Source organism: uncultured Chitinophaga sp. (genome assembly GCF_902168175.1).
Taxonomy (GTDB): Bacteria; Bacteroidota; Bacteroidia; order Chitinophagales; family Chitinophagaceae; genus Chitinophaga.
In genome coordinates, this window is record NZ_CABHOU010000059.1 from 106,029 (window position 1) to 131,398 (window position 25,370).

General features: G+C 47.2%; 25 protein-coding genes. 9 read left to right on the top strand and 16 right to left on the bottom strand.

The features are described from left to right. Positions 1–38: 38 nt before the first annotated feature. Together QZT80_RS12560 and QZT80_RS12565 are read left to right on the top strand one after the other, a co-directional pair. Positions 39–644: an RNA methyltransferase gene (locus tag QZT80_RS12560; RefSeq protein WP_295122260.1), complete on the top strand. Its 606-nt coding sequence runs from the start codon at positions 39–41 to the stop codon at positions 642–644. Between the two features lie 45 nt (positions 645–689). After that, positions 690–1,169: a TlpA disulfide reductase family protein gene (locus QZT80_RS12565; RefSeq protein WP_295122262.1), complete on the top strand. Its 480-nt coding sequence runs from the start codon at positions 690–692 to the stop codon at positions 1,167–1,169. Here QZT80_RS12565 and QZT80_RS12570 read toward each other — a convergent pair. From QZT80_RS12570 to QZT80_RS12585, 4 genes are read right to left on the bottom strand one after another with little or no spacing between them, the layout of a single operon-like run. After that, positions 1,164–1,742 (bottom strand): Maf family protein, encoded by a 579-nt coding sequence (locus QZT80_RS12570; protein WP_295122264.1) that lies wholly within the window; start codon positions 1,740–1,742, stop codon positions 1,164–1,166. The genes QZT80_RS12565 and QZT80_RS12570 overlap by 6 nt on opposite strands. Beyond that, positions 1,742–2,683 (bottom strand): geranylgeranylglycerol-phosphate geranylgeranyltransferase, encoded by a 942-nt coding sequence (locus tag QZT80_RS12575; RefSeq protein ID WP_295122266.1) that lies wholly within the window; start codon positions 2,681–2,683, stop codon positions 1,742–1,744. The genes QZT80_RS12570 and QZT80_RS12575 overlap by 1 nt, the downstream gene beginning before the upstream one ends. Before the next feature lie 46 nt (positions 2,684–2,729). Beyond that, positions 2,730–3,251, bottom strand: coding sequence for an HAD family hydrolase (locus tag QZT80_RS12580; RefSeq protein ID WP_295122268.1), 522 nt, complete (start codon positions 3,249–3,251; stop codon positions 2,730–2,732). Between the two features lie 52 nt (positions 3,252–3,303). After that, positions 3,304–4,086, bottom strand: a complete 783-nt coding sequence (locus QZT80_RS12585) for a Rossmann-like and DUF2520 domain-containing protein (protein ID WP_295122270.1) — start codon at positions 4,084–4,086, stop codon at positions 3,304–3,306. Between the two features lie 211 nt (positions 4,087–4,297). Between QZT80_RS12585 and topA the strand changes: the two genes are divergently transcribed. Together topA and QZT80_RS12595 are read left to right on the top strand one after the other, a co-directional pair. After that, positions 4,298–6,655, top strand: a complete 2,358-nt coding sequence (topA, locus tag QZT80_RS12590) for a type I DNA topoisomerase (RefSeq protein ID WP_295122272.1) — start codon at positions 4,298–4,300, stop codon at positions 6,653–6,655. A 100-nt stretch (positions 6,656–6,755) separates the two neighbouring features. Then, on the top strand, positions 6,756–7,625 hold the full coding sequence (locus tag QZT80_RS12595; protein WP_295122274.1) for a transglutaminase-like domain-containing protein: 870 nt from the start codon (positions 6,756–6,758) through the stop codon (positions 7,623–7,625). Positions 7,626–7,964: 339 nt separating this feature from the next. Here QZT80_RS12595 and QZT80_RS12600 read toward each other — a convergent pair whose 3' ends face one another. The 6 genes from QZT80_RS12600 to prmA form a co-directional block, all read right to left on the bottom strand. Beyond that, the gene (locus QZT80_RS12600; RefSeq protein ID WP_295122275.1) at positions 7,965–8,657 is read right to left on the bottom strand and encodes a hypothetical protein; all 693 of its coding nucleotides are present in this window, start codon (positions 8,655–8,657) and stop codon (positions 7,965–7,967) included. Between the two features lie 9 nt (positions 8,658–8,666). Further along, a complete protein-coding gene (locus QZT80_RS12605) occupies positions 8,667–9,644 on the bottom strand; it encodes a hypothetical protein (RefSeq protein WP_295122277.1) in 978 nt (325 codons plus the stop codon). Continuing rightward, on the bottom strand, positions 9,641–10,123 hold the full coding sequence (locus QZT80_RS12610; RefSeq protein ID WP_295122279.1) for a hypothetical protein: 483 nt from the start codon (positions 10,121–10,123) through the stop codon (positions 9,641–9,643). The genes QZT80_RS12605 and QZT80_RS12610 overlap by 4 nt, the downstream gene beginning before the upstream one ends. Positions 10,124–10,268: 145 nt before the next feature. Beyond that, the gene (locus tag QZT80_RS12615; protein WP_295122281.1) at positions 10,269–11,072 is read right to left on the bottom strand and encodes a M48 family metallopeptidase; all 804 of its coding nucleotides are present in this window, start codon (positions 11,070–11,072) and stop codon (positions 10,269–10,271) included. Between the two features lie 128 nt (positions 11,073–11,200). Next, positions 11,201–11,860 (bottom strand): glycerol-3-phosphate 1-O-acyltransferase PlsY, encoded by a 660-nt coding sequence (plsY, locus tag QZT80_RS12620; RefSeq protein WP_295122283.1) that lies wholly within the window; start codon positions 11,858–11,860, stop codon positions 11,201–11,203. Positions 11,861–11,978: 118 nt separating this feature from the next. Next, positions 11,979–12,803, bottom strand: coding sequence for a 50S ribosomal protein L11 methyltransferase (gene prmA, locus QZT80_RS12625; protein ID WP_295122285.1), 825 nt, complete (start codon positions 12,801–12,803; stop codon positions 11,979–11,981). A gap of 181 nt (positions 12,804–12,984) precedes the next feature. Here prmA and QZT80_RS12630 point away from each other — a divergent pair, with 181 nt between their 5' ends. Continuing rightward, the gene (locus tag QZT80_RS12630) at positions 12,985–13,554 is read left to right on the top strand and encodes a hypothetical protein (RefSeq protein ID WP_295122287.1); all 570 of its coding nucleotides are present in this window, start codon (positions 12,985–12,987) and stop codon (positions 13,552–13,554) included. A 28-nt stretch (positions 13,555–13,582) separates the two neighbouring features. Further along, positions 13,583–14,092: a YfbM family protein gene (locus QZT80_RS12635; RefSeq protein WP_295122289.1), complete on the top strand. Its 510-nt coding sequence runs from the start codon at positions 13,583–13,585 to the stop codon at positions 14,090–14,092. A 317-nt stretch (positions 14,093–14,409) separates the two neighbouring features. Here QZT80_RS12635 and QZT80_RS12640 read toward each other — a convergent pair whose 3' ends face one another. The 3 genes from QZT80_RS12640 to QZT80_RS12650 form a co-directional block, all read right to left on the bottom strand. After that, positions 14,410–16,770 carry a polyribonucleotide nucleotidyltransferase gene (locus QZT80_RS12640; RefSeq protein WP_295122291.1) on the bottom strand — a complete coding sequence of 787 codons (2,361 nt, stop codon included), beginning with the start codon at positions 16,768–16,770 and terminating at the stop codon, positions 14,410–14,412. Positions 16,771–16,856: 86 nt separating this feature from the next. Continuing rightward, positions 16,857–17,129, bottom strand: a complete 273-nt coding sequence (rpsO, locus tag QZT80_RS12645) for a 30S ribosomal protein S15 (protein WP_295122293.1) — start codon at positions 17,127–17,129, stop codon at positions 16,857–16,859. Positions 17,130–17,287: 158 nt separating this feature from the next. Further along, entirely contained in the window at positions 17,288–17,983 is a 696-nt protein-coding gene (locus tag QZT80_RS12650; protein WP_295122295.1) for a cell division ATP-binding protein FtsE, read from the bottom strand. Between the two features lie 164 nt (positions 17,984–18,147). Between QZT80_RS12650 and QZT80_RS12655 the strand changes: the two genes are divergently transcribed. Both QZT80_RS12655 and QZT80_RS12660 read left to right on the top strand, forming a co-directional pair. Next, positions 18,148–18,510, top strand: coding sequence for a BlaI/MecI/CopY family transcriptional regulator (locus tag QZT80_RS12655; protein WP_295122296.1), 363 nt, complete (start codon positions 18,148–18,150; stop codon positions 18,508–18,510). 6 nt (positions 18,511–18,516) lie between these two features. Then, a complete protein-coding gene (locus QZT80_RS12660; protein ID WP_295122297.1) occupies positions 18,517–20,559 on the top strand; it encodes a M56 family metallopeptidase in 2,043 nt (680 codons plus the stop codon). Positions 20,560–21,357: 798 nt separating this feature from the next. On the opposite strand, the gene QZT80_RS12665 is transcribed toward QZT80_RS12660, so the two are convergent. Then, entirely contained in the window at positions 21,358–22,536 is a 1,179-nt protein-coding gene (locus QZT80_RS12665; RefSeq protein ID WP_295122298.1) for an AIR synthase related protein, read from the bottom strand. A gap of 142 nt (positions 22,537–22,678) precedes the next feature. Here QZT80_RS12665 and QZT80_RS12670 point away from each other — a divergent pair, with 142 nt between their 5' ends. After that, positions 22,679–23,611, top strand: coding sequence for a bifunctional riboflavin kinase/FAD synthetase (locus QZT80_RS12670; protein WP_295122300.1), 933 nt, complete (start codon positions 22,679–22,681; stop codon positions 23,609–23,611). On the opposite strand, the gene holA is transcribed toward QZT80_RS12670, so the two are convergent. Next, complete coding sequence (gene holA / locus QZT80_RS12675; RefSeq protein ID WP_295122302.1) at positions 23,598–24,596, bottom strand: DNA polymerase III subunit delta; 999 nt, start codon at positions 24,594–24,596, stop codon at positions 23,598–23,600. The genes QZT80_RS12670 and holA overlap by 14 nt on opposite strands. Positions 24,597–24,599: 3 nt before the next feature. Beyond that, entirely contained in the window at positions 24,600–25,328 is a 729-nt protein-coding gene (locus QZT80_RS12680) for a ribonuclease H-like domain-containing protein (RefSeq protein WP_295122303.1), read from the bottom strand. Positions 25,329–25,370 lie beyond the last annotated feature (42 nt).

Consider the following 25,370-nt stretch of genomic DNA (forward strand, 5'->3'; position numbering starts at 1 on the left):
GCAATTCGTACTTTTGCACGAGATCAGTTTACAAGCCAATGACTCCGGAACGTAGTGAAAGATTAACAACCGTTTTAAACAGGCGGCAGCCTGACCTTACCGTGGTGCTGGAAAATGTGGAAGACCCGCATAATATATCTGCGGTGATGCGTACCGCCGACTCTGTTGGCATCCAGGATATTTACGTATTGACCACCCGCATACCGCGGCACAAAAATTGGGGGTTCCGTAGTTCATCGAGCGCCAGGAAGTGGCTGACGGTACATGAATTCGATAATACAGAGGAATGTATGGCCGCCCTGCGCCAGAAATATAACAAGATCTTAACCACGCACTTAAGTTCAGACGCGGTTAGTTTATACGATATCGACTTTTCGGGCTCCATTGCACTGGTATTTGGCAATGAAAGGTTTGGAGTAAGCGAGGAAGTACGTAAGCATGCGGACGGCAACTTTATTGTGCCGCAGCTTGGCATCATTAAATCGCTGAACATTTCGGTGGCCTGCGCCGTTAGCATATATGAGGCAATGCGCCAGAAAACACTGGCCGGTCACTACAACGAAACCCGCCTGCCCGGGGAACAATACAACACCCTGCTGGCCGAATGGGGCTTTAAAATGGAAGAAGAAGGCAAAGAAGAATAGTTATATACAGCACAGAGAGAACAGTAACCATTAAAAGTGCATGAGATGAAAAGAAGCAGTTTGCTAGCAGCCATGCTGTTGAGCGCCGGTATGGTGTTCGCACAGCGATCCATCCCCAGTCTTAAAATAGACGACCTCGAAAAACTGGTACAGTCGGGCGACAGCGCGTACGTGGTAAACCTTTGGGCCACCTGGTGTGCGCCCTGCATACAGGAAATACCTGCCTTCGAGAAACAGGCGAAAGCGCTGAAGGGGAAACCGGTAAAATTCATCTTTGTAAGCCTGGATATGAGCGACGCCTATCCGGGGGATATCCAATCTTTCGCTAAACGCAGGAACATGCGTTCATCCATCGTATGGCTGAACGAGCCAAATGCCAACTCCTTCGCCTCGCGGATAGACCCACGCTGGAAAGGCAGCATTCCCTGCACGATTTTCATCAACCCCAAAAAAGGATACCGGAAATTTGTAGAGGGCCAGATGAGTAAAGAGGCCTTGCAGAAAGAGGTAGATGCTTTATTATAGATAAGGCAACTTCTCCAGCTCTTCCACCACATTACTGATGGGCAATCCCATCACATTATAAAAACAACCATTGATCTTATCGATGCCCACTGCACCTATCCATTCCTGGATAGCGTAAGCGCCTGCTTTATCATAAGGTTTGTAATGATCTACATAATACTCGATCTGCGAACGCAGCAGCGGTTTGAAATGCACTTCGGTAATCTTCGAGAACTCTTTATTACCGTTTTTGTGGCGGATGACTACCCCGGTAATTACTTCGTGCGTTTGTCCTTCGAGAGAGCTGAGTATGGAGATGGCATCGTCGCGGTCTTTAGGTTTACCGATAACGGTGCGGTTAAGCACTACAATGGTATCGGCGGCGATGATGATATCGTCTTCGGAGCAGAGTTCCATCACCGCATCGGCCTTTTTACGGGCGATATGTACAGGTATGGAAGATATCGGGAGCGTTGGAGGATAGGTTTCCGCAGTTTCCACAACTTTCACTTCGAATGGTACACCGGCCTGTTCCAGCAACTGCTTGCGGCGGGGCGACTGGGAGGCCAGGATGACAGGCTTTCCTGAATACATTACAACAACAATTTAAAGAATATCATGGATAAGATACCGGTAAGCATCAGCACTTTTACCAGTGAGCTTACGCGGTGATAATGATCGGGCAGGTGTGCCTGCTGCAATAAACGCAGGATATACAGGATGGGCAACTGAACGAACAGCACCAGGTAAGCAATGGCCCAATACCATCCCATCACCCCAATTCTTATTTCTACCAGTATAATTAATACCTGGAGGCCCAGGAGTAATCCGAAACACAGGCGTTTGGCCGGGGCCACACCCCATACAATGGGAATAGTGCGGCAACCATCTTTGCTGTCGCCGATCATATCTTCCAGGTCTTTCACCACTTCGCGCACCATTGAAATTACGAATGCGAAGATGGCGTATACACCGATGATCTGTATCAGCTTACGTCCTGCCGGCGACATGATGGCCTCGAAGCTTTCGTATATCTGCCTTTCATAAAAGCCCACCACTACCACCGAAAGGGCAGTAAGGAACGAGATGACCACGTTGCCGATAAGCACCTGGCGTTTGAAAGAAGTAGAATAAAACCAGAGTAATAAAGAAGAAAGTACCTGCACAAAGCCCAGGTAAATTTGCCCGATCTTCCAGGCCAGTATAAAACCCATCGACACGCCCGCCATATTAAGAAGGGTATGCCAGGCCATCGCCCAGCGACGGCTGATGATTTTATCCACCACCATTTTATCGGGCTTGTTTACGATATCAATATTAATATCGAAATAGTCGTTGATGATATACCCTGCCGCGGCTACAATGACAGTACTGAGTACCAGCACAACAAAATAGTATACAGGCAACGAAGGTTCGCTGCCATTGTGACGCAGCACGGGGGCCACTACACAATACTGCAGCAGGAACTGCGTAAGCGCTATATAAATGAGGTTCGGATACCTGATCAGTCGTAAATATGCTGCCAGTAGCTTCATAATGTGTTTCCTTTCCTAAACGGTTGCAGCAAATGTAAGTTAAAAATTACTTGGAGGCGATGCTGTCGTCGATCACCCAATGGCCATTCAGTTTCAGCACCTTTTCGATCACGTCGCGTACGCAGCCATTGCCACCCGTGTTAGGCGAAATGTAGCGCGATATGCTCTTGATCTCGGGGCATGCATCGGCAGGACAGGCAGCGAGGCCTACCAGTTTCATCGGTTTGTAATCCGGTATATCGTCGCCCATGAACATCATTTCCTCCCAGCGGAGGTTGTGCATTAAAGCATATTCTTCCAACTGTTCCCTTTTATCGTATACGCCGGTGTATATATCTTTTATACCCAGTCCTTCGAGCCTGCTCACCACACTTTCAGATTTACCGCCGGAGATGATCACCACACGGTAGCCCATTTTTACGGCCAGTTGCAGCGCATAACCATCCTTAATATTCATTTTGCGCGACAGTTCGCCACCGGGCATAAGCTGCACGGTACCGTCTGTAAGTACGCCATCCACATCAAATACGAAAGTCTTTACGGGCTTAAAAAGTTCTAGTACATTCATCTGCTTCGGTCTGTTCTCTTTTGCTGAGTGGGCAAAAATATGGTTTTAGCGGCTATTTTTCTTCGCCTGATTGCAGGCGGTGAAAGTTATAAATGCTTTGCGACATTAAAGGATAGATTTGCTGCATAAATGGATATAAAGCCAGTTGTTGCTGATGCAATTCCATGGTTACCTGGTCGTTACGCAAAGCCGGCCCCGTTTGTACCTGGTCGGGCGCAAACTTTTCCAGTCGGGAGAACGTTTCGCGGATAATAGGTTGCAGCAATTGAAAATCCAGTTGCTCCTGCTCACAGTACGATTTGGCAAGGGCAACGAGGTGGTTGGTGAAATTGTTGCAGAACACGGCGGCCAGGTGCATTTGCAGCCGTTGCGCCGAATCCATCACCGTAATTTGCCCTGAAATACTTTGCGCCAGTGATTGCAGCCGTCGCAGTACATCGTCGGCCGAAGCCTCCAGCAGCAGTGGCATGGTGGGATAATCCTTCGTTTCCTTCCGGATAGACTGTAGCGGGTAAATAACGCCGGTGGAGGTAGATATCTTGTTGATAGCGTCCAGTGGCACCGCACCGGCAGTATGTGCCACAATACGGCGACCAAGGCGTAGTTTGTCGTTCAGTTCATGTATCACGGTATCGCCTACGGCCAGGAGGTATACATCTGCCTCCATATTTATATCCAGCAGGTCGGCGGTATGAGAAGCGCCAAGTAATCCGGCCAGAGCCGAAGCATTTTCCTTTCTCCGGCTGATGACCTGCTTTACCGGGTGGCCATGCAGCTTTAATAAATGACCAAAACAATGGGCAATATTACCGGAACCTATAATAACTATATCCATTTCGGTTTATTTTAAAATATTATATACCCATCCGATCAGGTGCCAAGGAGGGCCATGGAGCAGGCTTAACCACAGATATACGTCCAATTTACGACCCTTTGCGATTTCCCCGCTATTTTTTATATCAACCTACTTTTATATACTTGCAAAATCCGGATGTGTCTCTTTTCCCGATATTTTCCGTATTTATATATAATAAAGCTGGCGTTTCATGGCAAAAAATCTGGTAATAGTAGAGTCCCCGGCGAAGGCTAAGACTATCGAAAAGATACTGGGCAAAGATTTTGAAGTTACTTCCTGCTTCGGTCACATCCGCGACCTGGAGAAGGATGATATGGGCATCGATATCAAAAACAACTTCAAGCCTAAATATATTATCCCTGAGGAGAAAGAAAAAGTGGTAAAGGACCTCAAGAAGATGGCCAAAGAAGCCGATGAGGTTTGGTTAGCAACGGATGAGGACCGTGAGGGTGAGGCTATTTCCTGGCACCTGGCCGAGGTATTGGGCCTCGATCCGGAAACCACGAAACGTATTGTATTCCATGAGATTACGAAGCCAGCCATCGAAAAAGCGGTAAACCAGCCCCGCTTTCTCGACATGAACCTGGTGAACGCCCAGCAGGCCCGCCGTATCCTCGACAGGATCGTGGGTTTTGAATTATCGCCCGTGTTGTGGAGAAAAATGAGCATGCGCAACTCACTGTCTGCCGGCCGTGTGCAGTCCGTGGCCGTTCGCCTGATCGTAGAACGTGAAAGGGAAATCAACCACTTTACCTCCACCAGCGCCTTTAAACTCGAAGCATTTTTTACCGCTAAAGATATATCCGGCAAGACCGTTACCTTCAAAGCCGACGGCCCTTCCCGCTTCAAAACATCCGATGATGCCGAGAAGTTTCTCCAGGCATGCGTAGGTGCTGCCTACTCGGTGAAAGACATCCAGGTTAAACCTGGTAAAAAGTCGCCAGCCGCCCCCTTCACCACTTCTACCCTGCAACAGGAAGCCAGCCGTAAACTCGGTTACAGTGTTTCTAAAACCATGTTGCTGGCGCAGAAGCTGTACGAAAGTGGTAAAATCAGCTACATGAGGACCGACTCCGTGAACCTCTCTGAAACCGCCATGGCCGATATCAGCAAAGAGATCACGGGACAGTACGGTGAAAAATACCTGCAAACACGTAAGTACAAGAATAAAAACGAATCGGCACAGGAAGCGCACGAAGCCATCCGCCCCACTTATATGGAAAACCATACGGTGGAAGACAGCGACCTTCGCCGCCTGTATGAACTGATCTGGAAACGTACCATCGCCAGCCAGATGAGTGATGCAGAACTGGAGAAAACGATCGCGAAGATCGATATATCCACCAACCACGAAGAGCTGACCGCCAGCGGTGAGGTGCTTAAATTCGACGGCTTCCTTAAAGTATACCGCGAAGACCGCGACGATGAGGACCTGCACGAAGAAGAAGAACAGGAAGGCGTACTGCCACCACTTAGCATTAAACAAGTGCTGGACCTGCGCGAAATGAAAGCGACAGAAAGATTTACCCGTCCTTCGCCCCGTTACACGGAGGCAAGCCTGGTAAAAAAACTGGAAGAACTGGGAATCGGTCGCCCCTCTACCTACGCGCCTACCATTACGACTATTCAGAAACGCGCCTACGTAGAAAAACGCGATAAGGAAGGAGTTAAAAGAGAGTTTCGTATCTTAATATTAAAATCAGACAAGATTGAGAAAACAGCTGATGCCGAAAATACCGGTGCAGAGAAATCAAAGCTGTTCCCAACTGATCTTGGCATGATAGTTACGGACTTCTTAAACCAGTACTTCGATGCTATCATGGATTACGGCTTTACCGCCAAAATCGAAGGCGAGTTCGACGAAATCGCCAATGGCAAGAAGGTTTGGAACAATATGCTCACCGAGTTCTATAGTCCTTTCCATAAAGATGTGGAAAACACGCTTGAAAACGCGGAAAGGGTAAAAGGAGAACGTTTGCTGGGCGAAGAAGCCGGTACAGGCAAACCGATTACGGCACGCATGGGACGCTTTGGCCCTATGATCCAGATAGGCAAGGTAGAAGACGAGGAAAAGCCACGTTTTGCCAAGTTAAAGAACACCCAGAGCATCGAGACCATTACGATGGACGAAGCGATGGAACTCTTTAAACTGCCCCGCAACCTTGGTGTATTCGAAGGCGAAGAAGTAGTGGTGAACATCGGCCGCTTTGGCCCTTACGCCTCACACGCCAAACAGTTCTACTCCCTGAAAAAGGAAATGGACCCGTACACCGTGGAACTGGAAGAGGTAGCACCGCTGATCGTTGAAAAACGCACTGCAAAAACCGAACGTACTATTAAGGTATTCGAAAAAGAAAAGATACAGATCCTCAAAGGCCCATATGGCCCGTATATTAAACAGGGACTCAGAAACTTTAAGATCCCGAAAGAACGGATAGACGCTGCTGCCGATATTACCGTGGAAGAAGCAAAAGCCATCATTGAAGATGTAAAGGCCAATCCTCCGAAAAAGAAAGCTGCAGCGGGAAGAAAGAAGAAATCTGAATAGTTGACGGATGAAGTTGATGGTTAACTGTTATAAACACAACAGGACTCGTTGCCCTTCACCTGCCAATTGTTTATAGTTTGAACCATTATCCAACGAACGCATGCATGAAACGAAAGAAATAAACGCCTTGTTCCATCTCCTGGACGATCCCGACCAGGAAGTGTTTGACACTGTGTCCAGTAAGATACTGCTGTTCGGAAAAGAAATCATACCCAACCTCGAACATCTCTGGGAAAACACGCTGGACGAGCATATCCAGGAAAGGATAGAACTGCTTATTCACCGCGTTCACTATATGGACCTGCAGGAATTGTTTACAGATTGGGCCAGTGTGGATTCGCCAGACCTCATGAAAGGCGCCATACTATCGGCCCGCTACCAGTTCCCTGAACTTAGTCCGGCACCGATCATTGCAGAAATAGAACGTATTAAGCGTAACATATGGCTGGAACTGAATAATTACCTCACCCCGCTCGAACAGATCAATGTACTCAACAGCATGATCTATAACTACTTCGGGCTTAAAGGCGAGGAAATATCCTACCAGCGTAAAAACCAGTTCTTTATTAACCAGGTGGTAGAAGCCAAAAAAGGTAACCCGATTACCAACGGCATTATTTACCAGAGCCTCTGCGCCATGCTCGACCTGCCCGTATATGCTGTAAATATTCCCAGGCAGTTCATACTTGCGTATTACGACAGCTTCTACGACTTCTCCGAGCCGGCGAACGACGATTTCCGCATCCTGTTCTTTATCGATCCCATACAGGGGCAGATTTACACACAGCAGGACGTGGAAACCTACTTCAAGCGCGTTTCAGTTCACCCGCTGCCCTCGTATTACAGGCCGCAGTCCAACAAACGCATCATCCAGTTATTGCTGGAGGAGCTTGGCAAGTGTTTTCAGAGCGATAAGGACCAGTACAAGTACAACGAACTCCTGAACCTGGGTCAGATCGTTCAGCCTTAAAAACAAGCTTATTTGACATAATAAAGGGAACACGGTGTAGGCCATGTTCCCTTTTTAGTTTTTGGACAAGCTTTAGTAGTACTATTCAGCCACCGTTGTGTCACTCCCTTCAGCGTTGGTAACAACATTGGGCACGTTCAGTTATTCCCATTGTGGCGGTGTATAGACCGCACTATAAATCCAAAGGTAACTCCCTTCAGCAGCAACCTAATACCCGGCAATGAGGTAGGGGCGGGCATTTCAAAGTCTGTCAGGGCGAGGAACGGAGCCATCCTCGTTCGCAATCTCCGCTGCAGTATAAAACTCACCGTACGAATAAGCCGGTATATACCCCAGCTCCTACTCCCGCTTAAACCGCTTTAACGTACCATCCACATTAAACTCAATCCCATACCGCTCCCTGCTTCCGTTGATGCTTAACGGGTACCACCGCACCTTACCATCCCATACGATCAGGTATATCGTTGTTGCTGCCTCTGCTCCTTCTATCTCTGCTGCTTTCTCTTTAAATACTTTCTGAATATTGGCTACTGCCATAAAATGAATATCGTTTAGCGAAACACTTTTTGTACTCAAACGCTCTTCATCCCTCACACTTAGCTGCACAGGCTTAGGCTCCGACCACTTACCATCCCGGTAATGGTAAGCATCCACGTAACGGGGGTTCTGCGGTTGGCGAAGGTTCAACATAATGCGGCCATCATCATAAAAATGAGCACTGTTATACAGGAACAACTCCCTACCATCAAACTGTGGCAGGCTCTTAAGCGCTGCTTCTGCTTTAACCAACCGCTCCGCATCGCCCAAAAAACCCGCCTTCGCCCGCTCCCGTGCCGAAGTGGTTGTAGTTGTTGTACTGGTAGAGAAACTAACGCTTACCTGCGTACGCGTTGTTTCGGCAACCGCTGCTGGGTTTGGCCTCACCGCCAACACCGGCCTGTCAGGCTCGAACGTTTCTTTAATACTGTTCGCTACAGGATCGCAGCCCGCAAAAGCAACAGTAAACATCGTAAGTATAAATAGCTTTTTCATTGATTCATTTTAATCCAGGTCACTCGCAAAGGCTACTAGTTCTGGTTTCTCTTCCAGGTAAAAAATATCGGCCTGTTCCTGCTTTACGGTACCGAGGTCCAGCAGGTTTACGATCTTTTTAACACTGGCCCGGCGTATGTTTTGGTTACGATCGGTGTATTCCAGTTCGAACTTTACCATCGGCTGCTCGTTCACATAAAGCCCTGTTTGCGAGGCGTTGATCAGCCTCGCGGTGGTCCTAATACCTTTGAACTTAAGCAATGCGTTGTTACGTGCTGTGCCTCCGCCTAACCTGCTGAAAATAAGGCCAAACAGTCCACGGTAAAATAGTAGTACCAGCGGGCAAATAACCAGCGGGTGACCGAAACCGAGGAAACGCCAGCCCATACCATGACTTTCAAATTGATACGAGAAAATGTAATAACCGATAACAGCGGCTATGATAGCCAGCCAGCCCAACACCAGCAATACTATCCGGCTTTTCTTCACTTCCGCTTCTGCTGTTTCAAACATGAAGTAAGGAATGTTTTTCACCTCCTTATCAATCACTATGCTCACGGTTTTGCCTGTATCAAAACGTCGCTCGTACGACTTGGTATCGTTTACCTGCGTTACCTGTTCAATGGCACTGCCGGCCAGGTTGTTAAAACCCAGCTTTATCTCGTACGTTTCGTAGGTAGCGCCTGGCTTCGATATGTTTACGGAGCTCAGTACTTTTGCATCTCTCCTCACGCCTTCACTTTGAATTTGCGAAATGTTTTGCTTCACTACAAACACATTCACTATCCATCGCTTTAACCATGTTGCCAGCAATACCAGCCATGCTATTACCGATATGCCCAGCAGTGTCAGCGATACCCATGGGTTTCTTTCCAGTGTCATACTATCATCATACCCGCTTGTTATAGCGTAGTATAGTATCATTGGAAAAGGTATGGCGAAAAAGAGCATGTACAGCGTCCAGAAAATTACTGCGCCTCGTTTCATATGGCTGACGTTTGTCCGGGAGGTGCTACCATAGCCTTTTTTACAGCGGGGTACTCCTGGAAAGTTTGTGTGACTGTTTGAAAAATATTCACTTCGCTGTCCTCTCCCATTTTAGCATCGAACGCCAATGGCCCGGTTCTGAAATCCTTTTGTTTGATCAGCGCAAGCCACGACGCAGGCAGCGCAAAATCGTTGCGTTGTATATAATCACGTAAGAGATTGTTGAAGATCACTTCCCCGTCTGTATAGTACGCCAGCTCCATTATCCGCTCACCTGTATATGGATTGATACGATCTAAAGAAGTGGCCACTATGCCCGTACAACCATGTATGTAATCCGCGAGTTGCGCTCTTAACGCCGGTGTATATATCCCTGGTTGCTGAAACTGCCGGATAGAAGGGTAAGCAGCTGTTTGCGTTTCAACCATTTCTTCTATAAAAAACGGGACAGTACGTGTATTCCATTCCGTAAAATTCATTGGGCTGCAGGTGGTTTAACTTAGTTCGGTTTTTCAATTACACCGGGGCTCTTCTCTCTTTAAAGTTGCAAACTTTCCGGCACAGCACCAAGTATAAAAAAAGGCGCCCGTTGTGCGGACGCCCTTCGTATAGCTAAAGATGTTATTACTTCTGCGGGGTATAATACTTCATTGCCTGGGGCAGCAAACGCTGGATTTCGGAAATACGCCTTTCGTCACTTGGGTGCGTGCTAAGTATTTCTGGTGGCTTGCTACCGCCCGATGCTGCGGCCATACGCTGCCAGAACGATACCGCCTCGTTAGGGTTGTAACCTGCCAAAGCCATGAATATAAGGCCCAGTCCATCTGCTTCCAGCTCGTTCTGACGAGAGTAAGCGTTCAAGCCTAAAGGACCACCGATGTTGAATGCCTGCATAAAGATGTTCTGCGCCTGTACGTTTTTGCTTAACGCAACAGAACCTGCTACCTGGATGCCCTGCGCTACCATGCTCTGACTCATACGTTCGTTACCATGGCGTGCAATAGCATGCGCAATTTCATGCCCCATTACACAAGCCAGTGCCGTTTCATTTTTAGTAACCGGCAACAAACCAGTGTACACCACTACCTTACCACCAGGCATACACCAGGCATTCACCTGATCGTCCTGCACGAGATTAAACTCCCATTTATATCCTTCAATTTCTTTCTGATGACCGTTCTGCGAAAGGTAAGTGGTAACCGCTGCAGCAATACGCTGGCCAACACGTTTCACCATTTCAGCATCTTTGCTGGTAGATGCGGCTACTGTTTTGTTCTGGGAAAGGAAAGTCTGGTACTCGGTTAAGGCCATGGATTGCATGGTGCTTTCCGGTATGAGGTTCAACTGCTTTCTGCCTGTAATGGGCACGCGGGTACATGCTACTGCAAGTGCCGCCGCTGCTATCAGTAATAGCGCTGCTTTTTTCATGATACTAGTTTATAGAGCAAAGGTGTGTAAAAATAAATTAATCCAACAATAGGTATGTTGGATCAATTTAAATCTTTTTATAGAGGATGCACATTTTGTGCCAAACCTTTTCCAGTAAGTTTTATCGTTTATTCTTCGTCGCGGCGGCGGCGGAGGCCTCTGCGGTTCTTGAAGAGAGGGACCTTACTTTCGGTGCCGGTAAGTAACCTGGCAATGTTTTTCTGGTGAGTAAGCACCACCATCAGGGCCACCGCAATCGCGAATATGCGGTAGTACAGCTCTTCTTCCTTAAAAATGAACAGGATCAATACAGGGAAGGCTATGCTAGCGATGATGGAACTGAGGGATACGTATCTTGTAAGGAATAAGATCAGCAGGAATACACCTACACAGCTCAATGCTACAAACGGCTGAATGGCCAATACCATCCCGAAAAGGGTAGCAATACCCTTACCGCCCCTAAAGCCAGCCCATATCGGGAACACGTGACCTAATACGGCAGCAAGACCCAAACCTATCTGTAAGTTAACCAGCTGGGTCAAATGTTCCGGAGCCTGGTAGTATGGAATAAGCAGTGATAATTTAATGGCGAGGATACCTTTCAACATGTCCACCACCATTACGAACGTACCTGCCTTAGGGCCCAGTACGCGGAAAGTATTGGTTGCACCGGCATTACCGCTTCCGTGTTCACGGATGTCGATACCGAAAACCCCTTTACTTACCCATACGGCGGTAGCAATGGAGCCTATGAGGTAGGCACATACTAAAAGCAATAATTCAATCATCAACAATAAGTTAGAGTGCTAAGATAGTAAATTAGTTGTTAAAAAGAAGCGAAAAATTAAGATTTTTATAATACAATCAATAATCAATCAGCTTATTAAATATACAAATAAATACACATTAATTTCCAGAAGCCTTAAACTGTATGGCTAACCAATTCTCTTTCTGTGCTTTACGCTCAAAAATAAAGCCGTTTGCTAAAGCGCTGTTGGTAATGATCTGCTCGTCGTCTGATAAAATGCCACTCAGTAATAAAAGTCCGTTCTTATCTATTAACCTGCGCATATCGCTCATAAAACGCAGTAATATATTCCGGTTAATGTTGGCCAGCACTACATCGTAGGTGCCATCCAGCTGCTCCAGGTTGTCTGCCTGCCAAACCTTCACCTGTTGTGTATGATTAGTGGCTACATTCTCGATCGAGTTATTTACCGCCCATTCATCATTATCAATTGCATCGGCCTTTGCAGCCCCCAGCTTTTCGGCCAGTATGGCCAGTATGCCGGTACCTGTTCCAAAATCAAATACTGTTTTGCCCTTAAAGTCTACATCTTCCATCAACCGTATCATCGAATACGTAGTGGCGTGATGACCTGTACCGAACGACATTTTAGGCGTAATCACGATCTCATGCTGTACTTTATCACCCATGGGCTCGTGAAAATCGGCCCTGATGCCGCAAAAACCTTCTACCTGCACGGGTTCGAAATTACTCTCCCATACGGCGTTCCAGTTAGTATTGGCAATGGCCTCCTTTGTGTAGTTCAGTAAGTGTGGTGCTAAAACTTCGTTTAATGCCTGCTCATTGAATAGCTTCTCTGGTATATAGGCCACCAGTTGCTCGTGCGTTTCTTCAAATCCTTCGTAGTCTGCATCCGATAATTGTGCTACGAGTATGTCTTTCAGCTCTTCCGGCAGAGATATGGTTATTGCAATGTGCGACATGATTAATGCAAATATAATAATTTATTGGCTGCTGTCAAGTATGTGTACTTTCTGTATATGTTCGAAGTATCATAAACAGCTATTTATCAATATTAAATTAACTACAAAAAAATCTACCTGGGAAAACATGCACATATAAGCACATATTATTATATTTGATACTGTAAAATAACCTTATCCTATGAAAAAGCTCATGTCTTTATGCCTGGGTGTGTTGTGCTGTTCGGCTATATCGGCGCAAAGCCTGATCAAAATCGAACCGCAGGAATCTGCCGACACGCTCACCTACACTACCCGGAATACCGTACTTACTATTTTAAAGGAAGATGTGGACAGCTATCTTAAAACGCTGGACTCTGTGTTGAAAGAAAGAAAATACCAGCACTCGGCCTACCGCAACATCCAGTTCCTGCCACTTAAACCGGATGAAGTACGTACGCACTATAACCTCGTGAATAAATTCTGGAATACTTCGCGTAGTAATGCTCTTAATTATAATGTAGATAAGTTTTCTTTATTCTGGAGTGAAGATGAAAACATCCTGCTGCCCTACCTCGACGAAATGCTACCTGACTTACTGACTTATGGCCGGGTGAAAGTAACGGAGAAGGGCAAATTGCCTGTGGCCTCTTACCAGGTGTTTTACGAGGATATAGAAGGCCAGACGTTCCGCTTGTTTAAACTGGCCAATGGCAAAGTGATCTGGCGCGAAAGTGAATACTTCCTCGAACACTTTGCAGGCAAGCGTTAACCTATATACTCATGTAATTTTTCCAATTATGGCCATGATCATAAATCTCCTGCAGGTTCAGGCAACTGAACTGGAAGCCATACTCCGGAACCCGGGGTTGCTGGAACTCAGGGTGAACGAAGATAAAGAGGACAACGGTGAAGGCAAAGTGGACTTAGACAAGGCCTGGGATGGCCTGCTTTACCTGCTTACCGGTTACGGTATTATGGATATCGAAAAGGCAGAACAGCTGCTGTCGCAGGCGTTATTTAGCGGACAGATAGTGGATGAGGCCCAAGATCTTGGACTGGGACCGGCACATTACCTTACGCCCATACAGGTGCGCAATGTATACAATCGCCTGGAACGAATTACGGAACAGGACTTAAGGGGACGTTTTAACCCCGGGCAAATGAGTGAGCTGCGCATTTACCCGCGTATGTGGGACGATGCAGACGAGGATGCCTTTGACTATCTCCGTAATAATTTTCATGTGATGAAGGACTTTTATAAAAGTGCTGCAACAAGGAGGAATGGAATGATCACCTTTTTGAACTGATATGGGGTTGGGACTAACACTTCCTGTGATGATAACAGGCCTTCTGTTACTGCTGGCTTTCAGTGATTCGAAGCCTCTGAGAAACGTGATTTATGTTTTTGCCTGTATCTGCTGCGCGGGCATTATACTCGGTGGCAGTGCGTGCATTATCTATGCAGTGGCCTTAACGCTGCTGTAATAACCGGGGTACTATTTGCCATAGTATACTTTAGATTAAGGGAGGGGCTGGCATCTGCCGGCTCTTCTTATCTTCCCGGAAACAACAAGGGCCGGCCATCAGGCCAGCCCTTGTTTATTTTGGATAAGTTCTGTTTAAACTATTCCTGGTCGTCAAACTTCATTGCCTGACCTTCCTGACCACCTGTAGGTCTTGGGCCACGGTCGCCGCCACGGTCGTTACGATCGCCACCACGGAATCCGCCACGGTCACCACCACGATCTCCGCCTCTTCCGCCGCGGTCGCCACCACGGTCTCCACCGCGATCACGGAATCCGCCACGGTCGCCACCACGATCACCGCGGTCGCCACGATCTTCGCGTTCTTCCCTTTCTACGTAACCTTCCGGTTTAGGCATCAGCACTTTACGGCTCAGCTTAAACTTACCGGTTTTAGGATCGGTACCAGTGAGTTTTACTTTAATTTTCTCCCCTTCAGAAAGTATACCTTCCATTGTTTCCAGACGTTTCCAGGAAACTTCAGAGATATGCAGCAAACCTTGTTTGCCAGGCATGAATTCTACGAACGCACCATAAGGCATGATTGACTTAACGGTAGATTCGTATGTTTCGCCCACTTCAGGTACAGACACGATGCCTTTAACCCATGCAAGCGCTTTTTCAAGACCTTCTTTTTGTGCAGAGAAGATGCTCACTTCGCCGGTTTGACCAACTTCTTCGATGTTGATCGTAGTACCGGTTTCGCGCTGGATCTCCTGGATTACTTTACCGCCGGGTCCTATTACGGCACCGATAAATTCGCGGTCGATCACCAGTTTCTCCATACGAGGAGCCTGTGGTTTAGGTTCAGGACGGTACGCTGGTTGTACTTCGTACATCGCGTTCAGGATGTGCAGTCGGCCTTCGCGGGCTTGTGCCAGTGCCTTACGCATCACGTCCATGCTCAGACCATCCACTTTAATATCCATCTGGATACCGCAAATACCATCGCGGGTACCTGTTACTTTAAAGTCCATATCACCCAGGTGATCTTCATCACCGAGGATGTCGGTCAATACCGCCCATGCACCATCGGACGAACGGGAGATAAGGCCCATTGCCACACCGGAGATGTGTTTCGGTAAAGGAACACCTGCGTCCATCAGGGCCAGTGAACCTGCGCACACGGTAGCCATTGAAGACGAACCGTTAGACTCCAGGATATCAGACACCACCCTTACTGTGTAAGCGTAGTCGGCGCCTGGCATCATTACCCTTAAGGAACGCATAGCCAGGTTACCATGACCAACCTCACGACGGCCGGGACCGCGCATTGGTTTTACTTCACCGGTAGAGAACGGAGGGAAGTTATAGTGCAGGATAAACTTAGTATAGTTGGAAGTGGCAGCGCTTTCGATCAGCAGTTCGTCCTCCGGGGTACCCAGGGTAACGGTGGTGAGCGATTGCGTTTCGCCGCGGGTAAACAGTGCGGAACCGTGCGGAGAAGGCAGGTAATCTATTTCCATGGCCAGCGGGCGCACCTGGTCGAGAGAACGGCCATCGAGGCGTACTTTCTGGTCCAGGATCATGTTACGGATCACTTCTTTTTCCAGGTCGTGCAGGTATTTACCTACCAGTGGTTTGTCTTCTTCGGGCAATTCAGTACCGAGGAATTCCACCAGTTCTTTACCGATAACTGTAAAAGCATCGCTGCGATCGTGTTTAGCGAGGGCAGATTTAGCTACTTTCAGAATTTTTTCTGAAGCGAAGCCTGCGATCTTAGCTTTCAGTTCTTCGTTAGCGTATGGCTTGGTGTATTCGCGTTTAGCGCCGGCACTGATAAGGGCACGAAGCTCTTCCTGTGCTTTAACCTGAACGCGGATAGCAGCGTGAGCAGCTTCAATAGCGCCGATCATATCTTCTTCGCTACATTCCTTGCTTTCGCCTTCCACCATCATAATATTCTTTTCAGTGGCAGCAACGATGAAGTCCATGTCGGCCCTGGCAAGATCAGTACGGCTTGGGTTGATAACAAAATTACCATCGATACGTGCTACCCTTACTTCAGAAATAATTTCCTGGATGGGTACATCGGATACTGCGAGAGCGGCTGATGCGGCCAGACAAGCCAGCGCATCGGGTACTACTTCATTATCAGAAGAAACGAGGGTTACCAAAACCTGTACTTCGCAGAGATAATCGTCGGGGAACAAGGGGCGCAGTGCGCGATCGATCAAACGTGAGATCAGTATTTCATAATCGGAAAGGCGGCCTTCGCGTTTAAAGAATGAGCCAGGAATACGGCCCGCGGAGGCGAATTTCTCATTATAGTCCACCGTCAGGGGGAAGAATGACTGACCGGGTTTAGGCTCTTTAGAAGCCACAACCGTAGCAAGCAGCATTGCATTACCCAGGCGAACCGTTACCGAACCATCGGCCTGACGGGCCAGTTTGCCCGTTTCGATGGTCACAATACGACCATCACCTATATCAAATTTAACCGAAGTAGGTGTGAGATTCATAATTCGAGAGAGTTAAAAGGTACACATACAAAAAAACTATTCCCAACTATAAATAAGTTGGGAATAGCGCTATAATAACATCCAGATTACTTTCTGATACCTAACTTCTCAATCAGGGCACGATAGCCGGTGAGGTTGGTTTTAGCCAGGTAAGAGAGCAAACGCTTTCTCTGACCTACCATTTTCATCAGTCCGCGGTGCGTGGAGAAATCTTTTTTATTTTGCTTCAGGTGAGCAGAAATGCTAGTGATACGCTCTGTTACCAACGCGATCTGCGCTTCGATAGAACCAGTGTTTTTTTCGCTACCACCGAATTCTTTAAAAATATTAGCTTTCTTTTCTACAGTTAAGTAAGACATCTTGATAAAATAAATAATTTTTTTAGTCGCTATTTTTCCGGTGCAAAGGTAAGAAGTTATATTTCAAGTTCAAAATTTTTAAATCGAACCCTAACCCCCTCCTCCTTAACACATTACAAATACCAACTAAGCAAGCATTTAGCTATGTTAATAATTGATTATACAAAGTTTACGGCCGCGTTATCGATCACCTGCCCGTTTTCTGTACGCAATACCCGGGAAGGGAACTTTTGCAGCACGATATAGTCATGCGTAGCCATTACCAGCGCCGTACCGTCCTCCCGGCAAATACGGAACAGTAGCTGCATAATGCCGTCGGATGTTTCAGGGTCCAGGTTACCGGTAGGCTCATCGGCCAGTATCAGTTTAGGGGAATTAAGCAATGCACGGGCTATGTCCACACGCTGCTGCTCGCCACCCGAAAGTTCGTAAGGCATTTTAAACCCTTTCGTTTTCAATCCCACCTTGTCCAGCACATCATTGATCTTTTCCTCCATCTGCTTTTGGTCCTGCCAGCCTGTAGCCTTCAGTGCAAATTTCAGGTTGTCGTGTACATTACGGTCGGTCAGCAGCTGAAAGTCCTGGAACACCACACCCAGGTTACGGCGGAGGTACGGTACCTTCTTCCAGTCCATCTTCTTCAGATCAAAGCCCACTACATGGCCATGGCCTTCGCGCAGCGACAGGTCGCCGTACAACGTTTTCAGTAAACTCGACTTTCCGGTACCGGTTTTACCTATCAGGTACACAAATTCGCCCCGGTTGATCGTAATGTTTACGTCAGAAAGGATCAGGGAATTGCCCTGGTAGATATTAACATTCGTCAGTTGTACTATGGGTTGATCTGCCATCATCGCCTATGAATATTGGGTTTAGTCGGACAAAAATAACCATTTAAAAAATAACTCTTTGTCCTCCTTTTTTATTTTTCTAACTAAAAATTAAGTTTGAAAACTAAAACCATAGTTATATATTTGTGAGAGCAGGGCGATAAGCTCTCTGCCTAAACGCGACGATTATGAAAACACTGACTAAAGCAGAAGAGCAGATCATGCAGGCACTATGGAAGCTGGGGCCCTCTTTCGTTAAAGATATTATAGATGAGTTGCCGGAACCTAAACCGCATTACAACACGATCTCTACTTTAGTAAAGATACTGGTAGAGAAAGGTTTTGCCGATTTTAAGGCCTATGGTAAATCGCACCAGTACTTTGCGCTGATATCGAAAGACGAGTACAGCAGCAAAACCATGAAAACCTTTGTGAAGGGCTATTTCGAAGGCTCTTTCAGTAACATGGTTTCCTTTTTCGTAAAAGAGAAAGACCTGAGCGTTACCGAACTCGAAAAACTACTGGAACAGATCAAGGACACTAAAAAATGATGACCCATGACTCCTTTTATAACCTACCTGCTAAAGGTAATCGTATGCTCGGGAGTACTGTATGGTTATTATTACCTGGCATTACGCAACAATAAATTCCACCAGTGGAACCGCTACTACCTGCTGTTTACCACGCTGCTTTCGCTGGTAATCCCGCTGTTGAAAATACCGATCCCGTTCACCGAAGCAGATACTGCTTCCCCGGTATATACCTATACTGCCCAGCTGGTAACGCTGCGCGAAAGCGTATTACCAGCCGCCAAACAGGTAAACTATTTTGAATGGAGTACCTGGATTTACCTGGTAGTGATCGGCGTATTACTTAGCCGCATTGCTTATGGTTGCTGGCGCATTATGTCGATAGCCCGTCACAACCCGGTACAGTATGTAAAACCTTACTGGTTCGTGGTGAGCGAAAAGGTGTTATCACCTTTCTCTTTCTTCCGTTACATTTTCTGGAACCGCGAAACCAACCTGGATAGTGAAGAAGGGCAACAGATACTGCAACACGAACTGGCGCATCTTACCGAAAGGCATAGTATAGATAAACTGGCCCTGGAAATCGTGACCGCCCTGTGCTGGATCAACCCGTTCTTTCACCTGGCCAAACGCGAGCTGGCACTGATACACGAATTCATTGCTGATAAAAAAGCCGCTGCCAATGGCGAAGTAGCAGGTTATGCCCGCACAATACTCCAGATGGCCCTGGGTTCCACTCAATTTACGTTAACCAACAACTTTTTCCACCCACCGATTAAAAGAAGAATTCTTATGCTTACACAATCCAAACAACCCAAGTTCAGCTACCTGCGCAGGATTATGATACTTCCGCTGGGTGCTGTGATCTTTGCTTCTCTTTCTTTTGTGGTAGATAAATCAGATATCGCCGGACTGAAAGCTGCCTTCACTCCATCCGCCGTTATGGAGAAAACTACTACGCCGGCCACTGCGCCGAAAGTTGAACCCGCCTTTTCCTCTACCAGCATTCAATTGAAAGAGGAAACCCGCGGCAGATCATTAGATGGCACCGTACTTTTTAACGGAGCGCCGGTGAAAAATGCGACCGTGCTGGTAAAAGGTACCACCCGTGGAACTATTACCGATGAAAACGGAGCATTTGAGCTTACCGACCTGCCGGAAAATGCTGTTATCGCTATTTCCTGTGTAGGGTACCGCAGTAAAGAACTGCCTGTGGGTAAAGGCTACGACGGCACCAGCAATATTTTAATCCAGCTCGAACGCGACAATAAGGCCATGGATGAAATAGTGGTAGTTGGTTATGGCAACGCGACTGACACGGTGCCTGAAAAACCGGCAACCGGCAAAAAGAGCGATAATAATGAAATATTCAGCTTTGTAGAACAGCCGCCTAAATATCCGGGGGGCAGTGCGGAACTTAATAAATATCTCGCCCGGCACATCCGATATCCGCAGACTGCGGTGAAAAACAATATCCAGGGTACCGTATTTGTTTCTTTTGTGGTAGACCAGGACGGAACCATTACAGATGTTCGCACCGTTGGTAAGGCCAGGGGAGCGGGATTGGAAGAAGAAGCGATTCGCGTGGTAAAAGGTATGCCGGCCTGGACGCCTGGCATGCAGAACGGTCAAAATGTGTCTGTGCAGTTCAACCTGCCTATCCGTTTTGCGCTGAATACCGGGGATAAAACCGCCGCCCCTGCAAAACCAGCTACCACTACAAAAGTTAATCAGACTCCCGATGCAAATGGCGTGTATACGTTCGTTCAGCAAGCTCCCACCTTCCCTGGTGGTGAAAAAGCGATGATGACCTATCTCGGCAAAACCGTCCGCTATCCTGAAGAGGCAGTGAAAAATAATAAGAAAGGCACTGTATTCGTAACTTTTATTGTGCGGGAAAGCGGTAACATCACTGATGTAGCCACAGTTGGTGCTAAAAAAGGCTTTGGTCTCGACGAAGAAGCTATCCGCGCCATAAAAGGAATGCCTGAATGGCAACCCGGTACGCAGGATGGCAAACCAGTGGCTGTAAGGTTTAACGTACCGGTCAATTTCCAGCTTAGTAAATAAGATAATTACTTAGATAACAATATGAAATACGGCCGGCCTTATTAAAGGCCGGTCTTTTTTTGGGGGATGAACCGATCATGAACCGACGATGAACCGACAGAACACCGGTGATTTTCCAATGAAGCCCTAATTATGCATCGATCATACACGATCGATACGCTTCGTAGAGACTGTCGCAATCACCCCCGCACGCCTAAAATCCACCGTTATTTAAGCATTGCTGAAACGCCCTGTGGACAAGGACCTACTTAAGACCCTTCGTACATCCTTCTTAACTTCTTCTTGAAACCCTCGTAAATCAAGGCTTTATTAAGAAGGATGTAAGGAGGATGTTCGAAAGATCTTAGAAGGATGTTGCGACGCTGGCCAGCGCAAATCCATCATTACCCAAGTACAAAAAAGCATTAAAATTGTCCTTATCACCCAATACCCATCCTATATCGATCCTATATCGATCCTATATCGATCCTATATCCGTTTTCGCTGAAACCCGCGCTGGTGCACACGGCGAGTATAGGATGAGTATAGGATGGATATAGGATCGGCGAAGGCATGCCTGATTCTAAAGGGTTTCAGGGGATTTGCAGAGGCGAGAATCACAGGAGGTATTTTTATTAAGTGATGCTATTTTAACGTATTTGGTGTATACACCGCAAACTCTAATACGTTGGCGGCAAACGGTAAGGGCGGTGTATATACCAACACCTGATGACGTTGCAAAGCATTGTTTCCCCATCCCCCAAAAGAAAAAGCCCCGGCAATTACTTACCAGGGCTTCTATTATCATTATTGAATTATCTATTCATACACAAATTCACCAAACTCGCTCTTCACCGTTACCTTCTTAGCCGGGCTATCGGTTACACGACCCACGACCTGTGCATCGATGTTAAAACTTCTGGAAATGGCAATAATATCGGCAGCAGCCGCTTCAGGAACATATAGTTCCATACGGTGGCCCATGTTAAACACCTGGTACATCTCTCTCCACGAAGTACCCGACTGCTCCTGGATAAGGCGGAACAACGGAGGGGCTTCGAACAGGTTGTCTTTGATCACATGCAGTTTATCGATGAAGTGGAGCACCTTCGTTTGCGCGCCGCCGCTGCAATGTACCATACCATGCACCTGCGCACGGTGCGATTCCAGTATTTTCTTGATTACCGGGGCATAGGTGCGGGTAGGCGATAAAACCAGTTTACCAGCGTGTACAGCGCCAAACCCGGGGATATCGATATTGTCGGTAAGACCTTTACTGCCACTGAACACTACCTCGGAAGGTATGCCCGGGTCAAAGCTTTCGGGGAACTTGCCGGCGATGGTTTTATTGAATACGTCGTGACGTGCAGAAGTAAGCCCATTGCTACCCATACCGCCATTATATTCCCTTTCGTAAGTGGCCTGCCCCGAAGAGGAAAGTCCCACCACTACGTCGCCCGCCTGTATCGTGTGGTTCGATATGATATCCGAACGTTTCATGCGGCAGGTTACGGTAGAGTCAACGATAATGGTACGCACCAGGTCGCCTACATCGGCGGTTTCACCACCGGTGGAGTAGATGCCGATACCATAAGAACGAAGCTCTTCCAATATCTCCTCGGTGCCGTTGATGATAGCAGCGATTACCTCGCCTGGCACCAGGTTCTTGTTACGACCGATGGTGGAAGAAAGCAGGATATTATCGGTGGCGCCTACGCAAAGCAGGTCGTCGGTGTTCATGATAATGGCATCCTGGGCAATACCTCTCCATACGCTAATGTCGCCGGTTTCTTTCCAGTAGATGTAAGCGAGGGAAGATTTAGTGCCTGCACCATCTGCATGCATAATATTACACCACTCCGGGTCGCCGCCCAGAATGTCAGGTACTATTTTACAGAAGGCTTTGGGAAATAATCCCTTATCGATGTTTTTGATCGCGTTATGCACATCTTCCTTGCCGTGCGACACACCACGTTTGGCGTAAAGGTTCTGATCCACGTTATTTAAGTTTGATTGCGGCTGTTGCCGCGGAATATGAAGTGCAAAAGTAAAAGATTCTGCCCATACCCGCGCCTTTACCCTTTGGTTTCGGTGCAAAACGTTTAGATTTGCACGGCATTTGTCGTTACGAATAAGAGTTATGCAGGTTCACAGAGATTTAGAACAACTTCCGGAATTTCGAAATTCGGTTATTACCATCGGCACCTTCGATGGCGTACACCTGGGTCACCGCCACATCCTGCAACAGCTGGAGCAGGCGGCTGCGGCCTGTAACGGCGAAAAGGTGATCGTTACCTTCGATCCGCACCCGCGTGAGGTACTGGTACCCGAAAAGAATCCCATCCACCTGCTGACAACACTCGACGAAAAAATCAAACTGCTGGCCCTGCAGGGCATCGATCACCTGGTGGTAGTGCCTTTCACCAAAGCCTTTTCTCAGCTTTCTGCTACAGAATACCTGGAAGAATTCCTGATCAAACGTTTTAAGCCACATACCATCATTATTGGTTACGACCATCGTTTTGGCCATAACCGCGAAGGCGGCCTGCCCTTACTGGAAGCAGAACAACATAAGTTTGGCTTCGAACTGCTGGAAATACCGCAGCAGGTGGTACACGACCTTACCGTGAGCAGCACCAAGATCCGTAACAGTTTACTGGAAGGCAGCGTGCTGCTGGCAAATGAATTACTGGGTTACCCGTATTTCGTAAATGGAACGGTAGTGCATGGCGATAAAATGGGCCGTAAATTAGGCTTCCCTACTGCCAATATTTCTTTACACGACAGCCGTAAACTGGTGCCGGCGCAAGGTGTATACGCCGTTAAAGTAGCATTGGCTTCCGGTCTTTGGAACGGGGCATTAAATATTGGTACCCGCCCTACCTTTAACGGTAAGGAGTTACGGGTAGAGGTGTATATTTTTGATTTTGACGAGGATATTTACGATCAGCCTATCACCGTACAATTCATCGATTACCTGCGGGCAGATATGAAGTTTGATAACGTTGACGACCTCGTGGTGCAGATGCATAAAGACACCGCCAAAGCCAGGGAAATACTTAGCGGGTCATAATACGGAACAGCATTTCTTTCAGCAGTTCACCGTCTTCTACCCCACTATCGCCAATACCAATACTGCGCAGGTTATACTGCTGTAATAAAAGTATGGCCCTTTCTGCATCGGCAGCGCCATACTTGCCGGCAGCGGCTATGTAATCTTTTACAAAGAAGGGATGTACACCCAGGGCAGTGGCCATCTCCTTTTCTCCCCCTTTCACCCCAAACACGAGGTTAATTTTCGCGAAGAAGTTATATAATGCCGGGATGGTCATTTGAATAGGCGAAGCTTTAGGGTTGGCGGCAAAGTACTTCACGATCTTCATCACCTTACCCATATCTTTTTGTCCTACGGCATTTTGCAGTTCAAATACATTGTACTCTTTGCTGATGCCCACGTACTTCTCAATATCACCTTCGTCTATTTTCTTTTGTGCGGGCAGGTTAACCAGCAGTTTATCTATTTCATTCGCGATACGGGAAAGGTCGTTACCGATATGATCAACCAGCAGTATACAGGCTTTTTGGGTGATAGATAAACCTTTACTGTGTACAAAAGCTTCTACCCAGGTGGGCAGCTGGTTATCGTACATTTTTTTGGTGGAGAGGATAACGCCCTTTTCCTTGATGAGCTTTGCCATCTTACTCCGCCCATCTATCTTACCCTGTTTATGTGCCACCACAAACACGGTAGATTCCAGCGGCTGATCTATATACGGCTCCAGCTTCAGGAGATCACGCATAGCCTGCGCTTCTTTCAGGATCACCACCTGTTTTTCGGCGAACATGGGATAACGGCGGCAGTTATTGATAACAGTGGCCCAGTCGGTATCCTTACCATACAGCACCGTAAGGTTAAAGCCGCGTTCCGCCTCGTCGAGCAGCTGGTGTTCCGCGTAGTTTACCACCTGGTCTATAAAAAACTCTTCCTCTCCTTCCAGCCAGTACAGGGGCCGGAACTTCTTTTGCTTCCATTCTTTTATAATATCCTGGTACTCCATCCTTTAGTATTTTACAAATTCCACTTCCTGCTGCTGCAAAAGCGGTAATCCTTTGAATTTCAAAAGCAGTTGCGCCACCGTTAACACGTCTTTCTGACAATAATTAGCGATACGCGGAAGGTCATTATCTTCCCAATATACCCTGCCCACCATGCTACCATCGATATCATCCTTGGGCGTGGGCACTCCCATTACGGCGGCCAGCAGCTTCAAAGATGTATAGTTCCTGAAATCGCCAAAGCGCCAAAGCTGCATGGTATCCAGCACTGGCGACTCCCAGGGCTTGAAGTTATTGACTTGCAGGGGATTGGGTATAGCGAGACCTTTAATGAGGGCGCGGCGGCAAATATAGGGAATATCAAATTCCTTTATATTATGCCCGGATAACAGAAATCTTTGATATTTTGCATAAAACTTATTTATCAATTCAAGAAAATCTGTGAGTACAACTGTTTCATCATCATTGAAAAAAGACTTGATCCGGAGATGATAAGTACCGTTTTCAACATAAAAAAAGCCAACTGAGATACAGATGATTTTCCCGAATTCGGCAAAGATCCCGGCCCGTTCAGCAAAGGTTTCAGGTATATTTTCTGAATCTGGCAAAGTTTTTGTAATCTTCTCACTCCAGAGCGCTTTCATCTCTTCGGAAAGGTGATCAAAGGCGGCAACGGCAGGCGTAGTTTCAATATCAAGAAGAAGTAACTGATCGAGAGCGACGTTTTGTAGCACGATGAAAAGCGTTTAAAGACTGAAGGTAACTTAAGTCTCAAA